This is a genomic window from Mycobacterium sp. NGS24, assembly GCF_059813065.1.
The window spans coordinates 331,789-352,499 of sequence record NZ_JCALDW010000001.1 but is presented as its reverse complement, the minus strand read 5'-3'; the positions used below and the strand labels follow the sequence as shown (position 1 = coordinate 352,499).

Here is a 20,711-nt window from a genome sequence, read left to right as displayed (position 1 = left end):
AGGTGTCGGTGCGCATGCCTAACGTCACGGTCATGGGCGCGAGCGGTGGGACCCAACTCAGCTTCGCCGGGATGGACAGCTGGGCGGCGCCTACCGAACCGACCCTGCGCGAAACCACGTTTGTCGTCGTCGATCTGGAGACCACCGGCGGTCGGGCCGTCGGCCGCGACGGTGCCACCCCGGACGCGATCACCGAGATCGGCGCGGTCAAGGTGCGCGGGGGTGCCGTCCTGGGTGAATTCGCCACCCTGGTCGACCCGCAGCGCAGCATCCCGCCGCAGATCGTGCAACTGACCGGCATCACCACCGCCATGGTGTGCGACGCCCCCACCATCGACGCAGTGCTGCCGATGTTCCTCGAATTCGCCGGCGACGCGGTGCTGGTGGCCCACAACGCCGGCTTCGACATGGGTTTTCTGCGCGCGGCCACCGAGCGCTGCCGGTTGCGCTGGCCCCGGCCCAAGGTGCTGTGCACGGTCCGGTTGGCCCGGCGGGTGCTCAGCCGGGAGGAAGCGCCCAGCGTGCGGCTGGCCGAGCTGGCCCGGCTGTTCGCCGTGGCAACCCAGCCCACGCACCGCGCGCTGGACGATGCGCGGGCCACCGTGGACGTCCTGCACGCGCTCATCGAGCGGGTCGGCAACCAGGGCATTCACACCTACTCCGCGCTGCGCTCGTACCTGCCCGACGTCACCCCCGCGCAGCGGCGCAAACGGGTCTTCGCCGATGCGCTGCCACGCCGCCCGGGCGTCTACCTGTTCCGCGGACCCGCGGCGGAGGTGCTTTACGTCGGCACCGCCGTGGACCTGCGCCGCCGGGTCAGCCAGTACTTCAACGGCGCCGATCCGCGCAGCCGGATGAAGGAGATGGTCGCCCTGGCCGACGGGGTCGACCACGTCGAGTGCGCGCACGCGCTGGAAGCCGGGGTGCGCGAACTCCGTCTGCTGGCCGCCCACGCCCCGCCGTACAACCGCCGGTCGCGGTTCCCGCACCGCTGGTGGTGGGTGGTGCTCACCGACGAGGCGTTCCCGCGCTTCTCGGTGGTCCGCAACCCCCGGCATGACCAGGTCGTCGGCCCGTTCCGGTCCCGCGCCGACGCTGTGGACACCGCACACCTGCTGGCCCGGTTCACCGGGGTGCGGACCTGCACCAAGCGCCTAACCCGCTCCGCCCGGCACGGTCCCGCATGTCCGGAACTGGAAATCTCGCCGTGCCCCGCCGCCCGGGATGTGACGGCCGAGCAGTACGCCGCGGCGACACGGCGCGCGTCGAGGTTGATCGAGGGCACCGACAACACGGCGCTGGGCGCGGCCGTCGCCCACGTCGCGGCCCTGGCCGCCCGGCATCACTACGAGAGCGCGGCCCGGCTGCGCGATCACATTGCCACTGCCGTCGAGGCGCTTTGGCGTGGGCAACGGCTGCGTGCCCTGACCGTGCTGCCCGAACTGATCGCCGCCAAGCCGGACGGCTCGGACGGCTCGGACGGCTACCAGCTCGCCGTCATCCGGCACGGCCGGCTGGCCGCGGCAGGCACCGCGCGGCGCGGGGTGCCGCCGATGCCGGTGGTCGAGGCGATTGTCGCGGGGGCGCAGTCGATCCTGCCGTCGCCCGCCCCGCTGGGCGGCACGCTGGTGGAAGAGACCGCGCTGATCGTCCGTTGGCTGGCGACGCCGGGGGTGCGGATCGTGCGGGTCGCCGGCGACGCCGACACCCCGGGGTGGGCCACACCGCTGCGGTCGGCGGGCGCCTGGGCCGGCTGGGCGGCCACCGCACGATCGGCGCGGGTCGCCGGTGAGCAAACCAGCTCAGACCTGCTGACTGAACCGCACCCAACGCGCGAGCAGCTGTTCGGCCGCGCCGCTGTCGATCGCGGCGCTGGCCCGGCGCAGCCCGTCTTCCCAGGCCGGCAGCCATTCAGCGCGGCTGGATAATCCCGCGTGGGCAACCAGGGCGCCGGCTGCGTTGAGCACCACGGCGTCGCGCACCGGGCCCCGGGCGCCGCCCAGTACGGCGCGCACCTCCGCGGCGTTGACCTGGGCGTCGCCGCCACGCAGCTGCTCGAGATCGGCGCGGGCGAACCCGAACCCCGCCGGATCGAACTTGAGCTTGTCCACGGTGCCCGCCTGCACGCGCCAGATGGTGCTCGTCGTGGTGGTCGTGAGTTCGTCGAGTCCGTCGTCCCCGTGCACCACCAGCACGCTGGACCGGCGTGCGGCGAACACCCCGGCCATCACCTCGGCCAGGTCGGCGAAGGCGCAACCGATCAGTCCGGCCCGCGGGCGGGCCGGATTGGTAAGCGGCCCAAGGAGATTGAAGACCGTCGGCACACCGATCTCGCGACGCACCACCGATGTGTGCCGGTACGACGGGTGGAACTGCGGCGCGAAGCAGAACCCGATCCCCAGTTCGCGCAGGCTACGGGCGACCTGCTCGGGCCCCAGGTCGATGCGCACCCCGAGCGCTTCGAGCGTGTCGGCACCGCCGGACAGCGACGAGGCCGCCCGGTTGCCGTGTTTGACCACCGGAACGCCCGCCGCCGCCACCACGATGGACGCCATCGTGGACAGGTTGACGGTATTGACCCCGTCACCGCCGGTGCCGACCACGTCCACGGCGTCGGCGGGCACCGCATCGGCCGGCATCGGGCGGGCGTGGTCGAGCATGACGCCGGCGAGTTCGCTCACTTCGTCGGCCCGCGGACCCTTCATTTTCAGCGCTACCGCGAACGCCGCGATCTGGGCCGGTTGCGCCTCCCCGGCCATGATCTGATCCATGGCCCAGCCGGCCTGGCCCCGGATCAGATCCTGCTGCTGGGTCAGCCGGCCCAGCACCTGCGGCCACGTCGGCACCGCAGCGGACACCACACCCCCGGACGACGCAGCCACGCGCCGATGGTCCCACGCGCTTCGAACACGGCCCAACCGGCGTCCTGAGCCGCTGGCAGACCGGGCCCGGCCCACCGAATTTCCGGAAATTAGTCACCCGGGTAGTGCGCGACAACTACAAAGCGTCATACTTGCGGATGTGACGAGTGCGGTAGGGACCTCGGGTACTGCGATTACCTCGCGGGTGCATTCGCTGAACCGGCCCAACATGGTCAGTGTCGGCACCATTGTGTGGCTTTCCAGCGAGCTCATGTTCTTTGCTGGCCTGTTCGCGTTCTACTTCACGGCGCGAGCACAGGCGGCGGGGAACTGGCCGCCGCCGCCGACCGAGCTGAATCTCTACCAGGCGGTGCCGGTGACGCTGGTGCTGATCGCGTCGTCGTTCACCTGCCAGATGGGGGTCTTCGCGGCCGAACGCGGCGACGTCTTCGGGTTGCGCCGCTGGTACCTGCTCACGTTCGGGATGGGGTTGTTCTTCATCCTCGGTCAGGCCTACGAGTACGTGCACCTGGTGACGCACGGGACCACCATCCCGGGCAGCGCCTACGGCAGCGTGTTCTACCTGGCGACCGGCTTCCACGGGCTGCACGTCACCGGAGGTTTGATCGCCTTCATCTTCCTGCTGGCGCGCACCACCATGAGCAAGTTCACCCCTGCGCAGGCCACCGCCAGCATCGTCGTCTCGTACTACTGGCACTTCGTGGACATCGTGTGGATCGCGCTGTTCGCCGTGATCTATTTCATCCGTTGAGCGACCCCCGAAACACAGGCCCGAGAACAGGAGTGCTCAGTTGAGAAAACTGGGATCCACCCGATCCGGCCGGCGGCCTAGCCAGCCGGAGAAGCCGCGCACCGACCGCTCGCGGCGACGGCTGCGCCGTCGGCTGACCAGCGGACTGCTGCTGCTGATCGCCCTGACCTTCGCCGGCGGCCTGGCCGCGGTGCTCACGCCGACGCCGCAGGTCGCGATGGCCGACGAGTCCGGTGCGGCCATTCTGCGCACCGGCAAGCAGCTCTTCGACACCTCGTGCGTGTCCTGCCACGGCGCCAACCTGCAGGGCGTGCCCGACCACGGGCCCAGCCTGATCGGGGTCGGCGAGGCGGCCGTCTATTTCCAGGTGTCCACCGGCCGCATGCCCGCGATGCGCGGCGAAGCTCAGGCCCAGCGCAAGGAACCGATCTTCGACGAACGCCAGATCGACGCGCTCGGCGCCTATGTGCAGGCCAACGGCGGCGGTCCCACCGTGCTGCGCAATCCCGACAACAGCCTGCAGATGGAGTCGCTGCGCGGCACCGACCTGGGTCGCGGCGGCGACCTGTTCCGGCTCAACTGCGCTTCCTGCCACAACTTCACCGGCAAGGGCGGTGCGCTGTCGTCCGGCAAGTACGCCCCCGACCTGGGGCCCGCCAACGAGCAGCAGATCCTCACCGCGATGCTGACCGGACCGCAGAACATGCCGAAGTTCTCCGACCGGCAGCTGTCCTTGGAGGCGAAGCGGGACATCATCGGCTACGTGCGGACCGTCGCTGAGGAACGCACCCCCGGTGGCTACGGGTTGGGCGGATTCGGGCCCGCACCCGAGGGCATGGCGATGTGGATCATCGGCATGGTCAGCGCCATCGGACTGGCACTGTGGATTGGGGCGCGCACATGAGCGAAAGACCTGACCCGACCGAGCGCGACGGCGCGGCCGGCACCGACACCGACACGGCCACTCACCAGGGCCAGAAAGAGCCGGACGACGCCGCACTGGCCGCGATGTCCACCCAGGAGCTGCTCGACCTCGGCAGCAAGATCGACGGTGTCGACATCGTCTATAAGGAGCCGCGCTGGCCGGTCGCAGGCACCAAGGCCGAGAAGCGCGCCGCGCGCTCGGTCGCGACCTGGCTGTTGCTGGGCGGCGGTTTCGGACTCGCGCTGCTGGTGGTCTTCCTGTTCTGGCCGTGGGAGTACAAGCCCAGGGGCGTCGACGGCAACCTGATGTACTCGCTGGCCACCCCGCTGTACGGCTTCACCTTCGGGATGTCCGTGCTGTCCATCGCGATCGGGGCCGTGCTCTTCCAGAAACGCTTTATCCCGGAAGAGATTACGATTCAGGACCGGCACGACGGCGCCTCCCGCGAGATCGACCGCAGGACCGTGGTGGCGAACCTGACCGACGCCTATGAAGGCTCGACGATCGGCCGGCGCAAGCTGATCGGGCTGTCGTTCGGGATGGGTATGGGCGCGTTCGGCCTCGGCACCCTGGTCGCGTTTGCCGGCGGCCTGATCAAGAACCCGTGGAAACCGGTCGTGCCCACTGCGGAGGGCATGAAGGCGGTGCTGTGGACGTCGGGGTGGACCCCGCGGACCAAAGGCGAGACCATCTACCTGGCCCGGGCCACCGGTGCCCACGACGGCCCGCCGTTCATCAAGATGCGTCCCGAGGACCTCGACGCCGGCGGCATGGAAACAGTGTTCCCGTGGCGCGAGTCCGACGGTGACGGCACCACTGTGGAGTCCCACGAGAAGCTCTCCGAGATCTCGCTGGGCGTCCGCAACCCGGTGATGCTCATCCGCATCAAGCCCAGTGACCTCGACCGGGTGGTCAAGCGCAAGGGCCAGGAGAGCTTCAACTTCGGTGAGTTCTTCGCCTTCACCAAGGTCTGCTCACATCTGGGTTGCCCCTCGTCGCTGTACGAGCAGCAGTCCTACCGGATCCTGTGCCCTTGCCACCAGTCGCAGTTCGACGCGTTGCATTTCGCCAAGCCGATCTTCGGTCCGGCGGCCCGTGCGCTGGCGCAGCTGCCGATCACAATCGATAAAAGCGGGTATTTGGTCGCCAACGGCGACTTCATCGAGCCCGTCGGTCCGGCCTTCTGGGAGCGCACCACAACATGAGTCCAAAATTCAGTCCCCCCAAAATCGGTGACGTGCTGGCCAGCCAGGGCGAAGGCATCGACACCCGGTACCACCCGTCGGCGGCCGTCCGTCGTCAGCTCAACAAGGTGTTCCCGACGCACTGGTCGTTCCTGCTCGGTGAGATCGCGCTGTACAGCTTCATCGTCCTGCTGCTCACCGGCGTATGGCTGACCCTGTTCTTCGACCCGTCGATGGCCGAGGTCACCTATAACGGCGTCTACCAGCCGCTGCGCGGGGTGGAGATGTCGCGGGCTTATGAGACCGCGCTGAACATCTCCTTTGAGATCCGGGGCGGGCTGTTCGTGCGTCAGGTCCACCACTGGGCCGCGCTGATGTTCTCCGCGTCGATCATGGTCCACCTGGCCCGCATCTTCTTCACCGGCGCCTTCCGCCGGCCTCGCGAGGCCAACTGGGTGATCGGGTCGCTGCTGCTGATCCTGTCGATGTTCGAGGGTTACTTCGGTTACTCGCTGCCCGACGACCTGCTTTCCGGCATCGGACTGCGGGCCGCGCTGTCCTCGATCACCCTGGGCATGCCTGTCATCGGGACCTGGCTGCACTGGGCGCTGTTCGGCGGCGACTTCCCCGGCACCATCCTGATCCCGCGGCTGTACGCGCTGCACATCCTGCTGATCCCGGGCATCATTCTGGCCCTGATCGGCGTGCACATGGCGCTGGTGTGGTTCCAGAAGCACACCCAGTTCCCCGGCCCCGGTCGCACCGAGCACAACGTCGTCGGCGTGCGGGTGATGCCGGGCTTCGCGGTCAAGTCCGGCGCCTACTTCGCCTGCATCGTCGGCGTGCTCGGCCTGATGGGCGGGCTGCTGCAGATCAACCCGATCTGGAACCTGGGCCCCTACAAGCCGTCTCAGGTGTCGGCGGGCTCGCAGCCCGACTTCTACATGATGTGGACCGAGGGCCTGGCTCGTATCTGGCCGGCCTGGGAGTTCTACTTCTTCCACCACACGATTCCCGCGGTGGTGTGGGTCGGCATCATCATGGGGCTGGTCTTCGTCCTGCTGATCATCTACCCCTTCCTGGAGAAGCGGTTCACCGGCGACTACGCGCACCACAACCTGCTGCAGCGGCCCCGCGACGTGCCGGTGCGCACCGGGATCGGCGCGATGGCGATCAGTTTCTACATGGTGCTGACGCTGGCGGCAATGAACGACATCATCGCGTTCAAGTTCCACATCTCGTTGAACGCGACCACCTGGATCGCCCGGATCGGCATGGTGATCCTGCCGCCGCTGGTCTACTTCATCGCCTACCGGTGGGCCGTCGGCCTGCAGCGCAGCGACCGCGAGGTCCTCGAGCACGGCGTGGAGACCGGCATCATCAAACGCCTGCCGCACGGTGCCTACATCGAACTGCACCAGCCGCTGGGCCCCGTCGACGACCACGGTCACCCGCTGCCCCTGGAATACCAGGGCGCACCGTTGCCCAAGAAGATGAACAAACTGGGCTCCGCCGGTTCGCCGGGCAGCGGCAGCTTCCTCACCGCCGACCCTGCGTCGGAGGATTCGGCGCTGCGCGAGGCGGGCCACGCGGCCGAACACCGGGCTCTCACGGCGTTGCGCGAGCACCAGGAGCGCAGCACGAACGGTTCGTCGAACGGTTCGTCCAACGGGGAGCACCACTAGCGCCGCTGCGCTCCGCAATCCGGAGGCCACACCGCCGCAGTCGGTGGCAGTGGCCGCCAGACCTAGTGCCCGGCGTGACCCTGCCGCAACTGCCGCACGTAGAACCATTCGATGACCGGCATCCCGGCGGTGACCAGTCCGGCGAACCCGTAACTGGCCCAGGAGGCTCCGTCGTGGCCGGCGGCCATCAGGTAAGTCGCCAGCGCGACCCCGGTCAACGCCGTGCCGATGGCGCCGGTCAGCGCGACAGTTCCGCGTAACCACAGGCGGTCCACCGCCTCGCCGGACCATTCGTCAAGCGCGCCATAGGCTTTCACGTGGTCGCGGCGCGCCGGGTCGGTCGCCGCACGGGAAGCGGGACGCGCGCCCACCGCGATCGGCTGCCGAGTGGGATTTCGCCCCTGCAGCGCTCTGGACCGCACCACCGGCTCCACCTGGGTGCTGCGGCGGGCCCGCAGCAACACCGGAATGGCTCCGGCGATGACCAGCGCGGACACGATGATGACCGCGTACAGCACCCACGTGGTGTGCGGAGTGCGCGCCATTTTGTGGAAACCGCGCCCGAGGTCGAACAGCGCGACCGAGGCAGCCACGCTGACACCGATCAGCACCAGCCAGATCGCCGCGCAGGTGCCGATCATGACGCGGTCGATCACGTCGGGATTGACCACCGGATCCGGCCCGCGCCGGTAGGCGGAGTATCTGCCGACCATCAGCAGCTCGTTTGGGGTGCGTCGTTGGAGTTCGAGGACAAGACCGTTCCATCGTTGGTGATGATCGTGCAGTTGAGTTTGCTGACGTGAAAGAGACTGGACGCTTCCAAAGAACCCACGTCGGATTGTGAGATGGGCGTGACCGTCATCGACCACGGAATGTACACGTTGTGCTGAGTGCGTCGCCGTCCGGACGAGTCGACGTAGGTCACCGAGATGATGTCGCCCGGGGCCTTGCTGCCCGTCACGGAGTAGGTGACCTGCCGCGGGCCGGCCGGCGTGGTGCTGGGCGGCGGGGGCGGCGCCGCGACCGACGGGCTGGGCGCGGGCGGGGGCGCAGCGGTCGGTGACGGCGACGGTGGCGGCGGAGGGGGCGTAGTTGTCGTCGGCGGCTCTGACGACGGGGGTGCTTCGGGCGGTTCGGACGACGACGGCGGCGGTGGCGGTGGCTCGGACGACGGCGGCGGTTTGGTGGTGGTGATCTCGTCCTGGGCGGGCGGCGCCGACGAGGTCGTCGTCGTGCTGACCTCGGGCTTGGCGAATTTGGCGGTGTCGGCGTTCGTCGCGAGCAGCGACACGGCCGTCACCAGTGCGATCGCAGCGACGATCGCGGCGATGCCGACCAGCCAGGGCCAGCGCGGTGTGGATCGGTCGTCGTCGCGGTCGAAGTCGTCGTAACCGTCGTAGTCGTAGAGCCCCAGATCGGCGGGCAGATACGGGCCGCCGACAAACAGTTCCGACTCCGGCGCCGAGTACGCCCGCGTGAAGGCCTCGGACGGTGCCGCCCCGATATCGTCGTCGTGTTCGTCAATCCGGTCGAGCTCGTCGAGCTCATCGGGGTAGTCGAGGGCGTCGCTGCCGGGTTCGGCATCGGCCGGTTCGCCGACAAGGTCGGGCTCGTCATGTTCCCGTCCCGGCGGATGCGGCCCGCTCATGTCTGCCTACCCTGTCCAACCGCCCGAGCGGCGCCGCGGCTACATTCGCGCCCGCGCGCTCGGTGAATTCTCATGGTGCCTCGGAAACCCTACCCAACCGGTCCGGACACGGCCGCGGCGGCAAACAGGCGCCGGACAACTGATGCCCGGATTGTGACCTTTGGGACGCGGTCAGTGCTTTTCGGGACCGACGTAGTACTCGAAGACGAGGCCGGCCACGGTGGCGAGGATGAACACCACTCCCGCGACGATCAGCCACGGCAGCCACAGGGCCATCGCGGTGGCGGTGACCGACCCGGACAGCGCGATCATGATCGGCCACCAGCTGTGCGGGCTGAAGAAGCCCAACTCCCCTGCGCCGTCGCTGATCTCGGCACCTTCGTAGTCCTCGGGCCGGGTGTCGAGGCGACGTGCGACGAACCGGAAAAAGGTGGCCACGATCAACGCCAACCCGGTGGTCAGCGCCAGCGCGGTGGTCCCGGCCCATTCGACGCCGCCTACGGCGAAGATGGCCGTCAACACGCCGTAGAGCACCGTCACGACCAGGAAGAACACCGCGACGAACTCAAACAACCTGGCTTCGATATGCATGAGTTGTCCTAACCTCTTGGGCTCGGGGCCAATTCACCGCGCCGCGTGTCGAACGGCTCGGTCTTCGTCGCCAGCGGGGGCTCGTTGATCGCCCGCAACGCTTCGGCGTTGGTCTTTCCGGCGATCCGCGCCTGCAGGTAGGTCACGAACTTGTCCGGCTCCACCACGCGGACCTCGAAGTTCATCATCGCGTGGTAGGTGCCGCACATCTCGGCGCAGTGGCCGACGAACGCGCCGGTCTTGACGATCTCCTCGACCTGGAAGACGTTCGTGGAGTTGTTGGCCACCGGGTTGGGCATCACGTCGCGCTTGAACAGGAACTCCGGCACCCACCACGCGTGAATCACGTCGGCGGAGGCCTGCACGAATTCGATGCGCCGGTGGGCGGGCAGTACCAGGACCGGGATTTCGGTGCTGGTGCCCAGCGTCTCGACCTTGTCGAAGTTCAGGTAGGTCCGGTCCTCGGTGTTGAGCCCGTGTATCGGTCCGACCAGTTCTTCACCGTGCCGGTCCTTGCCCTCCGGTTTGGAGACCATCTCGCGTTTTCGCGCCTCGTCCAGGCCTTCGTACCGGAAGCCGTTGTCTCCCTTGTACGCGACGCGCTGGTAGCCGAATTTCCAGTTCCACTGGAAGGCGGTGATGTCGATCACGACTTCGGGGTCTTCCCGGTGCTGCATCTTTTCCTGCACCACGACGGTGAAATAGAACAGCACCGAGATGATCAGGAACGGTGTCACCGTCAGGACCAGTTCCAGCGGCATGTTGTAGCCGAACTGGCGGGGCAGGTCGGTGTCGGAGTCTTTGGCGCGGTGGAAGGCCGACGCCCAGAAGATCAGACCCCACACGATGATGCCGACGACGAAGGAGGCGATGACGGCGCCGATCCAGAGCTGTCGGTTGGCGTGCGCTTCGGGGGTGATGCCCTCGGGCCAGCCGAGCGCCAGGGCGTCCTGCCAGGTGCACCCGCTCAGGGTGACCGCCAGCACGCCGAGGGTGACGAGCAGCAACACCGGCCGGAGACGCCGGGCCGGGCCGCGTACGCCTCCAGAACCGCACTGCGACAAGCTTTGCGAACGACCAAGCCCGCGTCGTGTCACGTTGGGCGCCTCCTGTATCACAAGCTGGGCCGACTGGCCTTCCGGCTGACCCGGTCTAACTCGGATGTCGAATACTACGCAGCGTAGACCACACCGTCTCACCTAGCGACTGCCTGGTCACCGCAACCCGCCGGACGCTGCATCCCCAAGCCCGGTGAAGTGCGGCATACTGGGGCGCCGTGTGTGGACTGCTGGCTTTCGTCGCCGCTCCGGCCGGTTCCGAGGAGCCCGACGGGGCCCGGCGCGCTGCAGCTGATGCCGCCCGGGCCGACGAGGCGATCTCCGACGCGTCGCACCTGATGCGGCACCGGGGTCCCGACGAGCCGGGCACCTGGGCCGATCCCGACTCCGACGGCTCGGTGGTGTTCGGATTCAACCGGCTCTCCATCATCGACATCGCGCATTCGCACCAGCCGCTCAAGTGGGGTCCCCCCGACACGCCGGACCGCTACGTGCTGGTCTTCAACGGCGAGATCTACAACTACCTGGAACTGCGCGACGAGCTGCGTACCCGGCACGGCGCGGTCTTCGCCACCGACGGCGACGGTGAGGCGATCGCGGCCGGCTTCCACTTCTGGGGTGCCGAGGTGCTCACCCGGCTGCGCGGCATGTTCGCGTTCGCGCTGTGGGACACCGAAACCCGCGAGTTGTTCTGCGCCCGCGACCCGTTCGGCATCAAACCGCTGTTCATGGCCACCGGCACCGGCGGCACCGCGGTGGCCAGCGAGAAGAAATGCCTGCTGGACCTGGCCGATCTGATCGGTTTCGACGAGGCGATCGACCTGCGGGCGGTGCAGCACTACACCGTCCTGCAGTACGTCCCGGAGCCCGAGACGCTGCACCGCGGGATCCGGCGCCTGGAGTCGGGCTGCTACGCCCGCATCCGGCCTGGATCCGACCCCGAGGTCGCCCGCTACTTCGTTCCCCGGTTCGCGGCGGTGCCGATCACGTCGGACGACGAACAGGCCCGCTACGACGAGATCACCGCGGTGCTCGAGGACTCGGTGGCCAAGCACATGCGCGCCGACGTCACCGTCGGGTCGTTCCTGTCCGGTGGCATCGACTCCACCGCCATCGCGGCGCTGGCCATCCGGCACAACCCGCGACTGATCACGTTCACGACCGGTTTCGAACGGGAGGGCTTCTCCGAGCTGGACGTCGCGGTGGCCTCGGCCGAAGCGATCGGCGCCCGCCACGTCGCCAAGGTGGTCAGCGCCGAGGAGTTCGTCGCCGCGTTGCCCGAGATCGTCTGGTATCTCGACGAGCCGGTCGCCGACCCGGCGCTGGTGCCGCTGTTCTTCGTGGCCCGCGAGGCGCGCAAGCACGTCAAGGTGGTGTTGTCCGGGGAAGGCGCCGACGAGTTGTTCGGCGGCTACACGATCTACCGGGAGCCGCTGTCGCTGAAGCCCTTCGACTATCTGCCGCGGCCGGTGCGCCGGTCGATGGGTCGGGTCTCGCGGCCACTGCCGGAGGGTATGCGAGGCAAAAGCCTGCTGCACCGCGGGTCGCTGACGCTCGAGGAGCGCTACTACGGCAACGCCCGCAGCTTCTCCGACGAGCAACTGCGTGAGGTGCTGCCCGGATTCCGCGAGGACTGGACCCACACCGACGTCACCGCCGCGATCTACGCGCAATCGGCTGACTGGGATCCGGTGGCACGTATGCAACATCTCGATCTGTTCACCTGGCTGCGCGGCGACATCCTGGTCAAAGCCGACAAGATGACGATGGCCAACTCGCTGGAGCTGCGGGTGCCGTTCCTGGACCCCGAGGTGTTCGCCGTCGCGGCACGGCTGCCCTACCAGGCCAAGATCACCCGCACCACCACCAAGTACGCGCTGCGTCGCGCGCTGGAGCCGATCGTGCCCGCGCATGTGCTGCACCGGCCCAAGCTGGGCTTCCCGGTCCCTATTCGGCATTGGCTGCGCGCCGGCGAACTGCAGGAGTGGGCCTACCAGATGGTCGAGTCGTCGCAGGCCGGCCACCTGATCGACCTGGCCGCGGTGCGCCGGCTGCTCGACGAACACCGGCTCGGCGGCAGCGATCACAGCCGGCGGCTGTGGACGTTGCTGATCTTCATGCTGTGGCACGCGATCTTCGTGGAGCACAGCGTGGTGCCGCAGATCAGCGAGCCGGTCTACCCCGTCGAGTTGTAGCCTCGGGCTTCGCGTGTGAAATCACGCACTCCGGAGTGAGCGCAGGTCGGGATTCGGACTGCCTTTCCGCCCTGGCGTCACACCGAAAGCCGCCGCTTCACTCTGCAGAGCGAAACGGACGACGGCGAAAGGCGGGGACTCAGGCGAGTACCGCGGCGATCTCGGCGGCGGCGTCGTCGCCGTAGGCACCGGCCAGCCGGGCCTCCGCGAGCGAGCGGTCCCACTCCCACTCCTGGGTCCCGGTCGACTCCAGCACCAGGACCGCCACCAAAGAGCCCAGCTGCGCCGACCGCTCCAGGCTCAGACCCGCGCTGCGACCGGTCAGGAAGCCGGCCCGGAACGCGTCCCCGACCCCGGTCGGGTCGGTCTGGCTCGTCTCGGGCACGACGCCCACGTGCAGCGTGGCGCCGTCCCGGCCGATGATGTCGACGCCCTTGGCGCCCAGCGTGGTGACCCGCAGCTCGACCTGCGCCATCACATCAGCCTCCGACCAGCCGGTCTTGGACAGCAACAGGTCCCACTCGTAGTCGTTGGTGAACAGGATCGCAGCGCCGTCGATGAGCTGTTTGATCTCGTCGCCGGAGAGTCGGGCCAGCTGCTGCGACGGGTCGGCGGCGAATGCCAGGCCCAGCTTGCGGCACTCGTCGGTGTGCACGACCATCGCGGCCGGGTCGTTGGCGCCGATGATCACCAGTTCCGGGGTGCCGATCTGCTGGACCACGTCGGCCAGCGAGATGTCGCGGGCCTGGGACATCGCCCCCGGGTAGAACGACGCGATCTGCGCCATCTCGGTGTCGGTGGTGCAGACGAAACGTGCCGTGTGCGCGCTGTCGGAGATCAGCACGCTGTCGCAGTTGACGCCGTGGGACTGCAGCCAGGACCGGTATTCGCCGAAGTCCTGGCCGGCGGCGCCCACCAGCGCGGCGTCGCCACCCAGCACGCCGATGGCGAAGGCGATGTTTCCGGCCACTCCCCCGCGATGCACCACCAGGTCGTCGACCAGGAAGCTCAGCGACACCTTCTTCAGGTGCTCCGGCAGCAGCTGCTCGGAGAACTTGCCGGGAAAGCGCATCAGATGGTCGGTGGCAATGGAACCGGTTACCGCGATGGTCACTAAATCTCCGTCCTTCGTTTCTAAGGTCGTCTAGCCTCTCATGAACGTCAGCTCGGCCACCAACGCCGTCGTAGCGCAGACGCTGAAAACGGTTGCGCTAGCCTGCCCTGGGGAACTCCCCTGATTGCCGCGACTCGGACGGCAACCTCTCGTCGACTCGTCCACCAGCGTAGGAGAACAACGATGGCCGGTCCGTACCCGCCGAACCCCGCGGTCGGCGATGAAGGACCTCCGCAGGGGCAGCCGTACCCCCAGGTCGGGCCCGAGACGCTGGATTTTCCGCGTGACGGCAACGAGCCACCGGTGCACCCGTATCCGGGTCCGCCGGCGCCGGCCCCCCACCCCAACCGGCGGCCCCGACGGCTGTTGATCGGCATCCTGCTGACCATTGCGCTGATCGCGGGCCTGACGACCGCCATCGTCTACGGGGTTCGCACCAACGGGGCCAACACCACCAGCACCTTCCCCGAGGCCACGGCCAAGTCGGCGATCCAGACCTACCTCAACGCGCTGGCGCACAAGGACACCGACGTCATCGTCCGCAATTCGATGTGCGGCATCTATGACGCGGTGAAGGACAAGCGCTCCGACCTGGCCCTGGCCAAGCTCAGCAGCGACGCGTTCCGCAAACAGTTCTCCGAGGTGGAGATCACCGGAATCGACAAGATCGTGTACCTGTCGCAGTATCAGGCGCAGGTGCTGTTCAGCATGAATGCGACGCCGGCCACCGGCGGGCCGGCGCGCAAAGAGATCCAGGGTGTCGCGCAGTTGCTGTTCCAGCGCGGCCAGATCCTGGTGTGCTCCTACGTGCTGCGCACTTCGGGGCAGTACTGACCGCTCAGTTGAACGAGTCCCCGCACGCGCACGAACCGGTGGCGTTCGGGTTGTCGATGGTGAAGCCCTGCTTCTCGATGGTGTCGACGAAGTCGATGGACGCGCCCTGCACGTACGGCGCGCTCATCCGGTCCACGGTCAGCGTCACGCCGCCGAACTCCACGGTCAGGTCGCCGTCCAGGGTGCGGTCGTCGAAGAACAGGTTGTAGCGCAACCCCGCGCATCCACCGGGTTGCACCGCGATCCGCAGCGCAAGGTCATCACGTCCCTCTTGGTCCAGCAGGGACTTCGCCTTGGCGGCCGCGGCGTCGGTGAGGATCACCCCGTGGGCCTCGGTGGTCGGCTCGTTCTGCACCGTCATTGCTTCTCCTACCTGCTCATGTGTTCGGGTGGCCCGCCCGGCTTCCCCGACGCACTGTCCGGGGCCTGCCAGGAAAAACTCACTGTTTCAACGGTACCCCGCCGGACCGCTATTCCCGAGTCGAGCGGCCACCTCAGAGGCCAATCCCATCAGCTGATTCGCCGCGTCGGCCAGTGCCAACCGCACCGAACCTGCGTATTCGGACATGGCCAGCGCAGACATGATGCCCGACACGCGGGTGGTGGCTTTGTCCACCGACACCTGTCCGGCCAGCACGATCACCGGAATTCCCAGCGGCCGGGCGGCGGCCGCGATCTCACCCACCACCTTGCCGTGCAGCGACTGCTCGTCGAAGTGCCCCTCGCCGGTGACGATCATGTCCGCGTCTTCGAGATCGTCGGCGAAGTGGGTGAGTTCGGCCACAATGGCCGCCCCGGATTCGCAGCGCCCGCCCAGCGCAAGCAGGCCCGCCCCGATGCCGCCGGCCGCACCCGCGCCGGGCTCGGCGCTGACGTCGCGCCCAGCCACCGTGTCGAGCACCAACGCCCACGCTTCGAGCCGCACTTCCAATTTGGCGACGGTCGCGGTGTCCGCGCCTTTCTGCGGAGCAAACACCCGTGCCGCCCCCCACGGTCCCAACAGCGGATATGCGACGTCGGAGGCGGCGATCAACTCCACAGCGGCCAACCGCTGGCGGGCCAGGTCCAGGCCGCCCAACTCGTTGACCATTCCCTGCCCGCCGTCGGTGCAGGCGCTGCCGCCCAGCCCGACCACGATGCGCCGCGCCCCGGCCTGCAGCGCAGCCGCGATCAGCTGGCCCACGCCGCGGCTGTGGGCGTCCATCGCGGTCTCCGGCGTGGGTGGCCCGTCCAGCAGCCCCAGCCCGCACGCCTGCGCGCATTCCAGATACGCGGTCGCTGAGCGCTCGTCGAAGACCCACTGGGCGGTGACGTCGGCGCCCAGCGGTCCGCAGACCACGAGTCGGCGCAGCCCGCCCATCCGGTTGGCCAGCACCTCGACGAAGCCGGGTCCGCCGTCGGACTGCGGCGCGACGATGAACGAGTCACCCGGACGGGACCGCGTCCAGCCGGTCGCGATGGCGGCGGCGGCCTCCACCGCCGAAAGGCTGTCCCCGTAACAGTCGGGGGCCACCAGCACCCGCATTGCGGGCAGCTGGAGCCGGCCGGGCCCGAAGTCACCGGCAGCATCATCCGACGCCTGCGAGCCGTTCATCACTGGCCAGCGTAGGTCTAACCGATATGCGAGCGCATGCATAACAGGTGCATTCAGCTGCCCGCGAGCGGCGAAGTAACCTGGCGCTGTGAAGTTGTTGGGCCGCAACAGAGGCTTCGAAGACAACGGGGCCGAAGGTGACGACACTCCGGACCCGGCCGGGACGGAAGCCGCCCCGGCGCAGGCGACCCGGTCGTCGCGCGGCACCGGTCCCAAGGGCCGGCCCACGCCCAAGCGCGACGAGGCCAGGCGTCAGGGCCGCAAGGGTCCGGTCGCGCCGGCGCCGATGACGGCGGCCGAAGCGCGGGCCCGGCGCAAGACGCTGGCCGGGCCGAAACTCAGCCGCGCGGAGCGCCGCGCCGAACGGGACGCCCGCCGGGCCCGGATGACCGAGCGTCAGGAACGGATGAAAGCCGGCGAAGAGGCGTATCTGCTGCCGCGCGACCAGGGCCCGGTGCGACGCTACGTCCGCGACGTGGTGGACGCCCGGCGCAACGTGCTCGGCCTGTTCATGCCGTCGGCGCTGTTTCTGCTGGCCTTGATGTTCGGCGTGCCGCAACTGCAGTACTACATGTCGCCGGCGATGCTGGTGCTGATGGTGTTGATGGCGATCGACGGCATCGTCCTGGGCCGCAAGGTCGGCAGGCTGGTCGACGCGAAGTTCCCCAACAACACCGAAAGCCATTGGAAGTTGGGCATTTACGCGGCCGGACGGGCCTCGCAGATGCGCCGCATGCGGATGCCCCGACCCCAAGTCGAACGCGGCAGCCGACTGAAAGACGCCTGACCCGAGGTGCGCACGCTGGTACTCGGCGGTATCAGGTCGGGCAAATCCGAGTGGGCGGAGCACGCCGTCGTCGCGGCACTGGCACCCCGGCAGGCGGTCCGCTACCTGGCCGCCGGATCGGCGGACTCGGCCGACTCGGAGTGGTCGCAACGGATCGCCAGGCACCGCGCCCGTCGGCCCGCGCACTGGACGACGGTGGAGACCGCCGATCTGGCCGCCGAACTGCGCGGACATCCCGACACCCCGACACTCGTCGACGACCTCGGCGCCTGGTTGACGGGCACCCTGGACCGCAACGACGGGTGGGACGGCGGATCGGTGGAAGCGCCGCTGCGGGAGTTGCTGGGTGCGGTGGACGCATTCGGGTCGACGTTGGTGCTGGTCAGTCCGGAGGTGGGGTTGTCGGTCGTACCCGCCACCGCGTCCGGGCGTCGGTTCGCCGACGAACTGGGCAGCCTCAACCAGCGCACAGCCACGCTGTGCGATCGGGTGGTGCTGGTGGTGGCGGGCCAGCCGCTCACGGTCAAGGCGCCGGCATGATCGGGTTCGCGCCGGTGCAGCCGCCCGATGCGGGCGCCGCGGCGGACGCCCGGGCCCGCCAGGACGAGCTGACCAAGCCGCGCGGGGCACTGGGCCGGCTCGAGGACCTGTCGGTCTGGGTGGCGGCCTGCCAGGGCCAGTGCCCGCCGCGGCAATTCGAGCGTGCCCGGGTGGTGGTGTTTGCCGGGGATCACGGGGTGGCCCGGTCCGGCGTGTCGGCCTATCCCCCGGAGGTGACCGCGCAGATGGTCGCCAACATCGAAGCGGGTGGGGCCGCCATCAACGCGCTGGCGCAACTCGCCGGCGCGACGGTGCGAATCGCCGATCTGGCCGTCGACTGCGACGCGGTGCTGGGCACGACGAATCAGATCAGCGACAAAGTGCGCCGGGGCAGCGGCGATATCGCCGTCGAAGACGCCCTGACCCAGGCCGAGGTCGATCGCGCCCTGGCCGCGGGCCAGCAGATCGCCGACGACGAAGTGGACGCCGGCGCCGACCTGCTGATCGCCGGCGACATGGGCATCGGCAACACCACCCCGGCGGCGGTGCTGGTGGCGGCGCTGACCAACACCGAACCGGTCGCGGTGGTGGGTTTCGGCACCGGGATCGACGATGCCGCGTGGATGCGTAAGACGGCGGCGGTGCGCGATGCGCTCTTCCGGGCGCGTTCGATGCTCGACGACCCGGTCGCGCTGCTGCGCTGTTGTGCCGGTGCGGATTTCGCGGCGCTGGCCGGCTTCTGCGCGCAGGCCGCGATCCGGCGTACCCCGCTGCTGCTGGACGGCATGGCGGTGACGGCGGCGGCGCTGGTCGCCGAGCGGCTGGCGCCCGGGGCCCGGCAGTGGTGGCAGGCCGGGCACCGCTCCACCGAGCCGGGTCACACGCTGGCCCTGGCGGCTCTCGAACTGGAGCCGATCGTGGACCTGCGGATGCGGCTGGGCGAGGGCACCGGGGCCGCGGTGGCGTTGCCGGTGCTGCGCGCCGCGGTGGCGGCCCTGGGCTCGATGGCGACGTTCGCCGAGGCCGACGTGTCCGGTCCTGCGGTCCCGTGATCCGTTCGCTGGCAACGGCTTTGACGTTCGCTACGGTACTGCCGGTGCCGGCGTCGCGGGTCGGTCCGATGGGTCGCGGGGCGATGACGGCGTTGCCGGTGGTGGGTGCGGCGCTGGGGGCGTTGGCCGCGGCGGTGACGGTGGGGGGTGCCGCGCTGTTCGGCGCGTCCAGCCCGCTGCCCGGGTTGCTGGGGGTCGGGGTGCTGCTGCTGGCCACCCGGGGCCTGCACATCGACGGCGTCGCCGATACCGCCGACGGTCTAGGCTGCTACGGCCCGCCCCAGCGCGCACTGGCAGTGATGCGCGACGGCTCGACGGGTCCGTTCGGGGTCGCCGCGATCGTCATGGTCATCGCGTTGCAGGGACTGGCGTTCTCGACGCTGGGGGCGGGCGCCATCGCCGTGTCCGTGGCCGCCGGGCGGGTCACCGCGGTGGCGGTCTGCCGGCGCGGCGTGGTGGCCGCGGACGGCAGTGCGCTGGGCGCGCAGGTCGCCGGCACTCAGCCGACCTGGGTGGTATCAGGGTGGCTGGCCGTGCTGCTGGCCGCTGCCGTCCCGGTGGGTTCCCGGCTTTGGCAGGGACCGGTCGCGATGCTGCTGGCGGTGTTGTGCGGGGCGGGTTTGGTCGCGCACTGTGCGCGGCGATTCGGCGGTGTCTCCGGTGACGTGTTGGGCGCTGCGGTCGAGGTGTCCACGACGGCGGCCGCGGTGGCGCTGGCGGGTCTGGTCCGCGGGTGAGGCGCCGAGCGTGACCCCTAATCCAGCCGCGTCATCCAGCCGTGCGTATCGGCGAACGTGCCGCGTTGGATCCCGGTCAGCGTGTCGCGCAACGCCATCGTCACCTCGCCGGGCGCGCCGTCTCCGATGGTGAACTCGTCCTCGCCGCGCTTGACCCGTGCCACCGGGGTGATGACGGCTGCGGTGCCGCAGGCGAACACCTCGGTGATCTCCCCGGATGCGGCCTTCTTCTCCCACTCGTCGATGTCGATCTTGCGTTCTTCCACCGTGAATCCGGCATCAATGGCCAACTGCAGCAACGAATCCCGGGTGATACCGGGTAGCAGCGAACCGGACAGCTCCGGGGTGACCAGCCGCGCCGAGCCGCCCTTGCCCAGCACGAAGAACAGGTTCATGCCGCCCATCTCCTCGACGTAGCGACGCTCCACGCCGTCCAACCACACCACCTGGTCGCACCCGTGCTCCGCGGCTTCGGCCTGGGCCAGCAGCGAGGCCGCGTAGTTGCCGCCGAACTTGGCCGCACCTGTGCCGCCCGGGCTGGCGCGCACGTATTCGGTGGAGATCCAGACGGTGACCGGGTTGATGCCGCCCTTGAAATACGCACCGGCCGGCGAGGCGATCAGCAGGTAGCGGTATTCCTTGGCCGGCCGCACTCCCAGGCCGGGCTCGGTGGCGATGATGAACGGCCGCAGGTAGAGCGCCTCTTCGCCGCCGGCCCTGGGCACCCAGGCGCTGTCGACCGCGATGAGCTGGCGCAGAGATTCGATGAACAACTGCTCCGGCAACTCCGGTATCGCCAGCCGCCGCGCCGAGGAGCACAACCGGGCGGCGTTGGCGTCGGGCCGAAACGACACCACGGACCCGTCGGCCCACCGGTAGGCCTTGAGCCCTTCGAAGACCTCCTGCGCGTAGTGCAGCACGATCGCCGACGGATCCAGCTCGATCGGTCCGTAGCCGATGACGCGGCCGTTGTGCCAGCCGCACCCGTCGGTGTAGTCGATGGAGACCATGTGGTCGGTGTGATATTTGCCGAATCCGGGGTCAGCCAGGATCGCTACCCGCTCGGCGTCACCGGCGGGATTCGCCGCGGGAGAAACCGTGAATTCGAGTGGGCCGCTGATCATGGGCCCGATT

19 protein-coding genes and 1 pseudogene are annotated in these 20,711 nt (G+C 69.0%); 11 read left to right on the top strand and 9 right to left on the bottom strand.

Annotated elements, in window-relative coordinates; translation table 11 throughout:
• Positions 1-14: 14 nt before the first annotated feature.
• Positions 15-1,865, top strand: a pseudogene (locus AC5Y6Y_RS01590) (DEDD exonuclease domain-containing protein); the annotation flags it as partial.
• Here the strand turns inward: AC5Y6Y_RS01590 and trpD are convergent.
• Positions 1,803-2,882: an anthranilate phosphoribosyltransferase gene (gene trpD, locus AC5Y6Y_RS01585; RefSeq protein WP_463824481.1), complete on the bottom strand. Its 1,080-nt coding sequence runs from the start codon at positions 2,880-2,882 to the stop codon at positions 1,803-1,805. The pseudogene AC5Y6Y_RS01590 and the gene trpD sit on opposite strands and share 63 nt — an antisense overlap.
• Before the next feature lie 139 nt (positions 2,883-3,021).
• Between trpD and ctaE the strand changes: the two genes are divergently transcribed.
• Genes ctaE through qcrB form a run of 4 tightly spaced genes read left to right on the top strand, consistent with a single transcriptional unit; the run spans position 3,022 to position 7,427 of the window.
• Entirely contained in the window at positions 3,022-3,633 is a 612-nt protein-coding gene (ctaE, locus tag AC5Y6Y_RS01580; RefSeq protein ID WP_463824482.1) for an aa3-type cytochrome oxidase subunit III, read from the top strand.
• 40 nt (positions 3,634-3,673) lie between these two features.
• The gene (gene qcrC, locus AC5Y6Y_RS01575) at positions 3,674-4,537 is read left to right on the top strand and encodes a cytochrome bc1 complex diheme cytochrome c subunit (protein ID WP_499929116.1); all 864 of its coding nucleotides are present in this window, start codon (positions 3,674-3,676) and stop codon (positions 4,535-4,537) included.
• Positions 4,534-5,763, top strand: a complete 1,230-nt coding sequence (gene qcrA, locus AC5Y6Y_RS01570) for a cytochrome bc1 complex Rieske iron-sulfur subunit (RefSeq protein ID WP_463824484.1) — start codon at positions 4,534-4,536, stop codon at positions 5,761-5,763. The genes qcrC and qcrA overlap by 4 nt, the downstream gene beginning before the upstream one ends.
• The gene (gene qcrB, locus AC5Y6Y_RS01565; RefSeq protein WP_463824485.1) at positions 5,760-7,427 is read left to right on the top strand and encodes a cytochrome bc1 complex cytochrome b subunit; all 1,668 of its coding nucleotides are present in this window, start codon (positions 5,760-5,762) and stop codon (positions 7,425-7,427) included. The genes qcrA and qcrB overlap by 4 nt, the downstream gene beginning before the upstream one ends.
• Positions 7,428-7,489: 62 nt before the next feature.
• Here qcrB and AC5Y6Y_RS01560 read toward each other — a convergent pair whose 3' ends face one another.
• The 4 genes from AC5Y6Y_RS01560 to ctaC all read right to left on the bottom strand — a co-directional run bounded on the left by AC5Y6Y_RS01560 (position 7,490) and on the right by ctaC (position 10,763).
• Positions 7,490-8,140 (bottom strand): DUF2561 family protein, encoded by a 651-nt coding sequence (locus AC5Y6Y_RS01560; RefSeq protein WP_463824486.1) that lies wholly within the window; start codon positions 8,138-8,140, stop codon positions 7,490-7,492.
• The gene (locus AC5Y6Y_RS01555) at positions 8,140-9,075 is read right to left on the bottom strand and encodes an MmpS family transport accessory protein (protein WP_499929114.1); all 936 of its coding nucleotides are present in this window, start codon (positions 9,073-9,075) and stop codon (positions 8,140-8,142) included. Before AC5Y6Y_RS01555 ends, AC5Y6Y_RS01560 begins: the two co-directional genes overlap by 1 nt.
• Before the next feature lie 171 nt (positions 9,076-9,246).
• Positions 9,247-9,666: a cytochrome c oxidase subunit 4 gene (locus AC5Y6Y_RS01550; protein ID WP_463824488.1), complete on the bottom strand. Its 420-nt coding sequence runs from the start codon at positions 9,664-9,666 to the stop codon at positions 9,247-9,249.
• 8 nt (positions 9,667-9,674) lie between these two features.
• On the bottom strand, positions 9,675-10,763 hold the full coding sequence (ctaC, locus tag AC5Y6Y_RS01545) for an aa3-type cytochrome oxidase subunit II (RefSeq protein WP_463824489.1): 1,089 nt from the start codon (positions 10,761-10,763) through the stop codon (positions 9,675-9,677).
• Between the two features lie 179 nt (positions 10,764-10,942).
• Between ctaC and asnB the strand changes: the two genes are divergently transcribed.
• Positions 10,943-12,919 (top strand): asparagine synthase (glutamine-hydrolyzing), encoded by a 1,977-nt coding sequence (gene asnB, locus AC5Y6Y_RS01540; protein WP_499929112.1) that lies wholly within the window; start codon positions 10,943-10,945, stop codon positions 12,917-12,919.
• A gap of 139 nt (positions 12,920-13,058) precedes the next feature.
• On the opposite strand, the gene AC5Y6Y_RS01535 is transcribed toward asnB, so the two are convergent.
• Positions 13,059-14,033, bottom strand: coding sequence for a carbohydrate kinase family protein (locus tag AC5Y6Y_RS01535; RefSeq protein ID WP_499929111.1), 975 nt, complete (start codon positions 14,031-14,033; stop codon positions 13,059-13,061).
• A gap of 183 nt (positions 14,034-14,216) precedes the next feature.
• Here AC5Y6Y_RS01535 and AC5Y6Y_RS01530 point away from each other — a divergent pair, with 183 nt between their 5' ends.
• Positions 14,217-14,867 carry an Rv0361 family membrane protein gene (locus AC5Y6Y_RS01530; RefSeq protein ID WP_463824492.1) on the top strand — a complete coding sequence of 217 codons (651 nt, stop codon included), beginning with the start codon at positions 14,217-14,219 and terminating at the stop codon, positions 14,865-14,867.
• A gap of 4 nt (positions 14,868-14,871) precedes the next feature.
• Here AC5Y6Y_RS01530 and AC5Y6Y_RS01525 read toward each other — a convergent pair whose 3' ends face one another.
• Both AC5Y6Y_RS01525 and AC5Y6Y_RS01520 read right to left on the bottom strand, forming a co-directional pair.
• A complete protein-coding gene (locus tag AC5Y6Y_RS01525; RefSeq protein WP_463824493.1) occupies positions 14,872-15,228 on the bottom strand; it encodes a HesB/IscA family protein in 357 nt (118 codons plus the stop codon).
• Between the two features lie 87 nt (positions 15,229-15,315).
• Positions 15,316-16,392, bottom strand: a complete 1,077-nt coding sequence (locus AC5Y6Y_RS01520) for a glycerate kinase family protein (RefSeq protein ID WP_463824916.1) — start codon at positions 16,390-16,392, stop codon at positions 15,316-15,318.
• Between the two features lie 157 nt (positions 16,393-16,549).
• Here AC5Y6Y_RS01520 and AC5Y6Y_RS01515 point away from each other — a divergent pair, with 157 nt between their 5' ends.
• From AC5Y6Y_RS01515 to AC5Y6Y_RS01500, 4 genes are read left to right on the top strand one after another with little or no spacing between them, the layout of a single operon-like run.
• Entirely contained in the window at positions 16,550-17,248 is a 699-nt protein-coding gene (locus AC5Y6Y_RS01515; RefSeq protein WP_463824494.1) for a DUF3043 domain-containing protein, read from the top strand.
• A gap of 6 nt (positions 17,249-17,254) precedes the next feature.
• Positions 17,255-17,788 (top strand): bifunctional adenosylcobinamide kinase/adenosylcobinamide-phosphate guanylyltransferase, encoded by a 534-nt coding sequence (locus AC5Y6Y_RS01510; RefSeq protein WP_463824495.1) that lies wholly within the window; start codon positions 17,255-17,257, stop codon positions 17,786-17,788.
• Positions 17,785-18,840 (top strand): nicotinate-nucleotide--dimethylbenzimidazole phosphoribosyltransferase, encoded by a 1,056-nt coding sequence (gene cobT, locus AC5Y6Y_RS01505; protein WP_463824496.1) that lies wholly within the window; start codon positions 17,785-17,787, stop codon positions 18,838-18,840. The genes AC5Y6Y_RS01510 and cobT overlap by 4 nt, the downstream gene beginning before the upstream one ends.
• Positions 18,837-19,577, top strand: coding sequence for an adenosylcobinamide-GDP ribazoletransferase (locus AC5Y6Y_RS01500; protein ID WP_499929108.1), 741 nt, complete (start codon positions 18,837-18,839; stop codon positions 19,575-19,577). Before cobT ends, AC5Y6Y_RS01500 begins: the two co-directional genes overlap by 4 nt.
• Before the next feature lie 17 nt (positions 19,578-19,594).
• Here the strand turns inward: AC5Y6Y_RS01500 and AC5Y6Y_RS01495 are convergent, their stop codons facing one another.
• Entirely contained in the window at positions 19,595-20,701 is a 1,107-nt protein-coding gene (locus AC5Y6Y_RS01495) for a branched-chain amino acid aminotransferase (protein WP_499929106.1), read from the bottom strand.
• Positions 20,702-20,711 lie beyond the last annotated feature (10 nt).